Annotated in this window: 6 protein-coding genes; 4 read left to right on the forward strand and 2 right to left on the reverse strand. The window is 44.1% G+C overall.

The features are described from left to right. Positions 1 to 130 precede the first annotated feature (130 nt). Both RH46_RS16370 and cysS read right to left on the reverse strand, forming a co-directional pair. Positions 131 to 709 carry a thymidine kinase gene (locus RH46_RS16370; protein WP_006880626.1) on the reverse strand — a complete coding sequence of 193 codons (579 nt, stop codon included), beginning with the start codon at positions 707 to 709 and terminating at the stop codon, positions 131 to 133. Positions 710 to 788: 79 nt separating this feature from the next. Beyond that, a complete protein-coding gene (gene cysS / locus RH46_RS16375) occupies positions 789 to 2,171 on the reverse strand; it encodes a cysteine--tRNA ligase (protein ID WP_006880627.1) in 1,383 nt (460 codons plus the stop codon). Between the two features lie 204 nt (positions 2,172 to 2,375). Between cysS and RH46_RS16380 the strand changes: the two genes are divergently transcribed. From RH46_RS16380 to RH46_RS16395, 4 genes are all read left to right on the forward strand, one after another. Further along, complete coding sequence (locus tag RH46_RS16380; protein WP_006880628.1) at positions 2,376 to 2,870, forward strand: peptidylprolyl isomerase; 495 nt, start codon at positions 2,376 to 2,378, stop codon at positions 2,868 to 2,870. Between the two features lie 42 nt (positions 2,871 to 2,912). Further along, positions 2,913 to 3,641, forward strand: coding sequence for a UDP-2,3-diacylglucosamine diphosphatase (gene lpxH / locus RH46_RS16385; protein WP_006880629.1), 729 nt, complete (start codon positions 2,913 to 2,915; stop codon positions 3,639 to 3,641). A gap of 82 nt (positions 3,642 to 3,723) precedes the next feature. Then, positions 3,724 to 4,941, forward strand: coding sequence for an EAL and HDOD domain-containing protein (locus tag RH46_RS16390; protein ID WP_006880630.1), 1,218 nt, complete (start codon positions 3,724 to 3,726; stop codon positions 4,939 to 4,941). Positions 4,942 to 4,952: 11 nt separating this feature from the next. Continuing rightward, the gene (locus tag RH46_RS16395) at positions 4,953 to 5,447 is read left to right on the forward strand and encodes a YchJ family protein (protein ID WP_006880631.1); all 495 of its coding nucleotides are present in this window, start codon (positions 4,953 to 4,955) and stop codon (positions 5,445 to 5,447) included. Positions 5,448 to 5,474: the final 27 nt, after the last annotated feature.

Raw genomic sequence — 5,474 nt, forward strand, 5'->3', positions numbered from 1 at the left:
CTTTTTTGTTTCTCAAACTTAGTAAATGACAAAAGCAGGTAGTGCTCACATTAGTCACTGGTTTGAGATCATTACGCGCCTGAAATTCGCCATGCGAAGCATGCCTGCCCCAAGCGCGATATGGGTAATGTTATTTACCTAGTGCTTCTTTGTAGTGCTGACGACAAACCGAAACGTACTTATCATTCCCACCGATAGCGACCTGATCACCCTCTGCAATCGCAACACCATGCTCATCAGTACGAATTACCATGTTTGCTTTACGGCCACAGTGACAGATAGTTTTTAGCTCAACCAGTTTGTCTGCCCAAGATAGCAGGTATTTGCTGCCTTCGAACAGTTCGCCCAAAAAGTCCGTTCTTAAGCCGTAACAAAGTACCGGGATGTGAAGCTTATCGACCACTTCCGTCAATTGGTAAACCTGCTCTTTACTCAGAAATTGACACTCATCGACTAAGATACAGTGACGCTTTTCAACTTCATTCAGAGCCATGATCTCTTGAAGCAGGTTGGTTTCAGTGTTGTATAGATGAGCGTCTGACTGCAAACCGATACGTGAACTCACTTTACCTACACCATAGCGGTCATCTAATGCTGCAGTGAAGATAACCGGGGTCATTCCACGTTCTTGGTAGTTAAATGAAGATTGAAGAAGAGTGGTTGATTTACCCGCATTCATTGCAGAGTAGTAGAAATACATCTGAGCCACTGTTTATTACCCGTATAAAAATGAAAAAATTAAAGAAAAGGGCTGAATCATCAGCCCTTATACATATTTGATTTATAGATTACTTACGACGCCACGTTGTGCCTTCAGGGCCATCTTCAAGTACGATGCCCATCTCATTCAGCTTATCGCGTGCCAGGTCTGCATTAGCCCAGTCTTTTGAAGCGCGGCTATCGTTACGCAGTTTGATTAGAGCTTCAATCTCTGCAACTTCATCATCATTGCCAGCGTCACCTTTAAGGAAAGCTTCTGGATCCTGGTAAAGAATACCGATCACATCTGCCAGTTCACGCATTAATGAACCTAAAGCACTCGCTGCTGCGATATCTTCCGCTTTAATACGGTTAATTTCACGAGCCATGTCGAATAGCACTGAGTAAGCTTCCGGAGTGTTGAAGTCATCGTTCATCGCTTCAGTAAAACGACTTACATACTCTTCACCACCAGCTGCAGGTGTGGTTAGATCCAAACCACGCAGAGACGTGTACAGACGCTCCAGCGATGCACGAGCCTGATTGAGATTCTCTTCACTGTAGTTTAGCTGGCTACGGTAGTGACCTGACATCAGGAAGTAACGAACGGTTTCAGAGTCGTAGTGATTTAGTACGTCACGGATAGTGAAGAAGTTGCCTAGCGATTTAGACATTTTCTCTTTATCAACCATCACCATGCCACTGTGCATCCAAGTATTCACATACTGAGTATCATGAGCACAGCACGACTGAGCAATTTCATTTTCGTGGTGAGGGAACTGCAAATCCGAACCACCACCGTGAATGTCAAAGTGGTTACCCAGAATTGAAGAGTTCATCGCAGAACATTCAATGTGCCAGCCAGGGCGACCTGGGCCCCACGGAGATTCCCACGTTGGCTCACCTGGCTTCGACATTTTCCAAAGCACGAAATCCAGAGGACTGCGCTTAGCACTGTCGACATCAACACGAGCACCCGCTTGTAGCTGATCCAAATCCTGTTTAGATAGCTTGCCGTACTCATCAAACTTCTTCACTTCGAACATCACATCGCCGTTGCTCGCAACGTAAGCAAAACCACGTTCAATTAGCTTTTCTACCAGCTCGATGATTTCTGTAATAAATTCTGTCGCTCGCGGCTCTACGTCAGGACGCTTCATGTTCAATGCATCAAAGTCAGCATGCATTTCACCAATCAGACGTTCTGTTAATGAATCACAGCTTTCGCCGTTTTCATTTGCGCGTTTGATGATTTTGTCATCGATGTCAGTAATATTGCGCACAAACGTTAGGTCATAACCTAAATAACGTAAGTAGCGTGATACAACGTCAAAAGAAACGAAGGTACGACCGTGCCCAATATGACAGAGATCATAGATGGTTACCCCACAGACATACATGCCAACTTTGCCAGCATTGATTGGTTTGAATTCCTCTTTCTGTCTTGTGAGTGTGTTGTATATCTTTAACATGATCTCTTTCTAATATTTTCGGTGAATCAAAGGTAGTGCATCAGTATATCAAGTCATCCACTAATAGGTAATCCCTCAATCGGCTAAAAAGCCATCATTAGCACCGCTACTCACCTCTCAACCTGTGCTTTTCACATGTTAATGTCTTAAAAGTTAGGCTAGAATCTTTGCTTCAAGTCAAAAACATATGTAAAGGACAAAATCATGATCACCCTTCACACAAATTTTGGTGATATCAAAATTCAACTAAATGAAGAAAAAGCACCAGAAACAAGTGCAAACTTCCTACAGTACTGCCGTGATGGTTTTTACGACAACACACTATTCCACCGTGTTATCGATGGTTTCATGATTCAAGGTGGTGGCATGGAGTCTGGTCTTCGTGAGAAACCAACTCGTGCGCCAATCAAAAACGAAGCAAACAACGGTCTGAGCAACAAAGTGGGCACACTTGCAATGGCTCGTACTATGGAACCGCATTCAGCAAGTTCTCAGTTCTTCATCAACGTGAACAACAACACTTTCCTAGATTTCCGCAGCGAAAGCCTAGACGGTTGGGGTTACTGTGTATTCGGTGAAGTTGTTGAAGGCATGGACATCGTTAACAAGATTAAAGGTGTAAGTACTGGCTCTATGGGTATGCACCAAGACGTACCTCTAGAAGAAGTGCTAATCACTGGCACAACAATCGAAGAATAATCCGATTAAAGAGAGCGCGCTGCGCTCTCTTCTTTATCTACTATGACCACATTATTTATCTCTGATCTACATCTATCTGCCACGACTCCTGAAACTACGTCATGCTTTATCCGCTTTATGCGTGAAGAAGCCGTTCACGCTGATGCCCTCTATGTATTAGGCGACTTGTTTGAGTTCTGGGTTGGTGACGATGACCGTTCCGATTTTGCTGAGAGTATCCGAGCAGAATTTAAAGCCCTGACAGACAGTGGCGTCCCTTGCTATTTCACTCAGGGAAATCGAGATTTTCTTGTTGGGCGACGATTTGCCAAACAGACGGGTGTTAAGCTGCTTGGCGATGAGACCGTTATCGATCTATACGGTACAAAAGCAGTGGTATTACACGGCGATACTCTGTGTACTAAAGATGTCAAATATCTCGAGTTTCGGGCCAAAGTACATCAGCCTTGGCTACAGTGGGTGTTTAACCGTATCCCAATGTTCATCAAGACCAAGATTGTTTCTAAAGTTCAATCGGACATCAAAGATGACAAACAGACCAAGTCACTCGACATCATGGACGTTACACAAAGCGAAGTCGAAAAAGTCATGCGCGATCACAACGTGGAACTCATGATCCATGGTCACACTCATCGCCCCGATGTTCACAGTTTTGAACATCAGAATCGTGTCTATACTAGAATTGTGCTGGGTGATTGGTACACTCAAGGTTCGGTTTTGGTCTTCAACAAAAATAATTTCGATCTACAACAAAGACCTTTTTCTGGTTAAGTAACCGATCTTATGCACAATATGGCTCACTTTTTTTGATGGTTCTCATTCGGCAGATCATACACGGAGCGCGGTAACTACCTTGAAACACTCGTATATCGCAAGACAACCCATTCTGGACAAAGATAAACAAACGGTAGGCTATGAGCTACTTTTTAGGGATGGTCCTAAAAACACCTTCCCTGAGATTGATCCGGAGCAGGCAACGAGTCGGTTATTGTCCGATCATTTTCTTTCGACCCACTATGCGACTCTGGGTGACAAACTTGGTTTTGTAAATTTCCCTTACCAAAGTCTGCTCAACAAGGTTCCAACTCTCTTTCCAGCTGAGAGCTTAGTTGTTGAGATTCTAGAGGACTGCCCTCCAACTAAAGAGCTGCTGCTCGCAGTCAAAGAAATGTCCGCTCTTGGCTACAAAATAGCACTGGATGATTTTGTTCCGAGTAAAGAGTGGAAAGCCTTCCTGCCATACATTTCGATGATCAAATTCGATATTCGTCAGGTGCCGATTGAGAAAGCGAGAATGTTTATGCTGCGCCTATCAGGCAGTAACATAGAGTTTCTTGCGGAAAAGGTAGAAACATACGAAGAGTTCGAGCAAGCCAAAGCGGCTGGATTCGGCTATTTCCAAGGATATTTCTTCAGTAAACCAGAAATGATCAGCCGTAAATCTCTTGAGCCCTCTTTTATGACGGTGGTTCAGTTACTAACAGAGATTTCCAAGCCTGATATGGACTATGCAGCAATTGAAGCTCTGATCACCAGAGACCTGACTCTGTCATACAAACTACTGACGTTTGTAAACTCTTCTTCGATCGTGCGTTCCAAAATCCAGTCTTTCAAACAAGCTCTGGTTTACTTAGGCGAAGATAAGCTACGTAAATTTATCTCGCTGGTCGCACTGGCTTCCACTCAAGACAGCAAACCGGATTATCTCTACGGTCTCTCAATTCAGAGAGCACGTTACTGTGAACTATTGGCGTCAAAGCTAGAGACAAAACTCGAACCCGGCCAAGCATTTCTGACCGGCATGTTTTCGCTGATAGACAGTTTACTCGACCGTCCGCTTGAGCAGATTCTCGAAGAAATCTCGATTGATGACCCGATAAAACTCGCAATCATTGCTAATGAAGGCATACTTGGCGATATTCTTACCCTAACCAAAGCTTATGAAAAAGCTGAGTGGGATGAAGTTCATCACCGTAGCGCTATTATTGGCCTCGATAATGACACTCTCAGCGAGTGCTACGACATGTCGGTGAAATGGACTGCAGACCTGCTCTCGGTCAAAACCAGTTAATTGGAGTATTTATGAGTTCGTGTCCTTGTGGCAGTTCACAGGATTATTCAGCCTGCTGCGAGCCTATCCATAACAATCATTCGTTAGCCAAAACCCCAGAGCAACTGATGCGTTCACGCTATTCGGCTCACGTAAAGGGCTTGGTTGACTATGTAATAGATACCTATCACCCAAGTTGCAATGCTGTCCAGCAACGTCAAGAGATCGCAGAGTCGATCGATAGCGATTGGTGCGGTTTGGAAGTGACCACTACAGAAGCAGGCAAAGATAACGACGAAGGTTTTGTCACGTTTAAAGCCTATTTCAACCAAGACGGTCAACAATATTGCCTTGAGGAACGTTCAAGATTCGTTCGCGAAAACGATCTGTGGTACTACATCGATGGCACGTTTCCAAGCGACGAGACGGACTCTCGTTTGAATCAACCAATAAACCAACTAAAAGTTGGACGTAATGACCCGTGTATTTGTGGAAGCGGCAAAAAGTTTAAAAAGTGTTGCGGTTAATGCATCAATAAAAAAAGCAGGCTTAAA

Source organism: Vibrio brasiliensis LMG 20546, from assembly GCF_000189255.1.
Taxonomy (GTDB): domain Bacteria; phylum Pseudomonadota; class Gammaproteobacteria; order Enterobacterales; family Vibrionaceae; genus Vibrio; species Vibrio brasiliensis.

Bases quoted from the DNA above. Each gene is read 5' to 3' on its own strand.
- cysS (WP_006880627.1), bottom strand. From the start codon at position 2,171: ATGTTAAAGATATACAACACACTCACAAGACAGAAAGAGGAATTCAAA.
- RH46_RS16380 (WP_006880628.1), top strand. From the start codon at position 2,376: ATGATCACCCTTCACACAAATTTTGGTGATATCAAAATTCAACTAAAT.
- lpxH (WP_006880629.1), top strand. From the start codon at position 2,913: ATGACCACATTATTTATCTCTGATCTACATCTATCTGCCACGACTCCT.
- RH46_RS16395 (WP_006880631.1), top strand. From the start codon at position 4,953: ATGAGTTCGTGTCCTTGTGGCAGTTCACAGGATTATTCAGCCTGCTGC.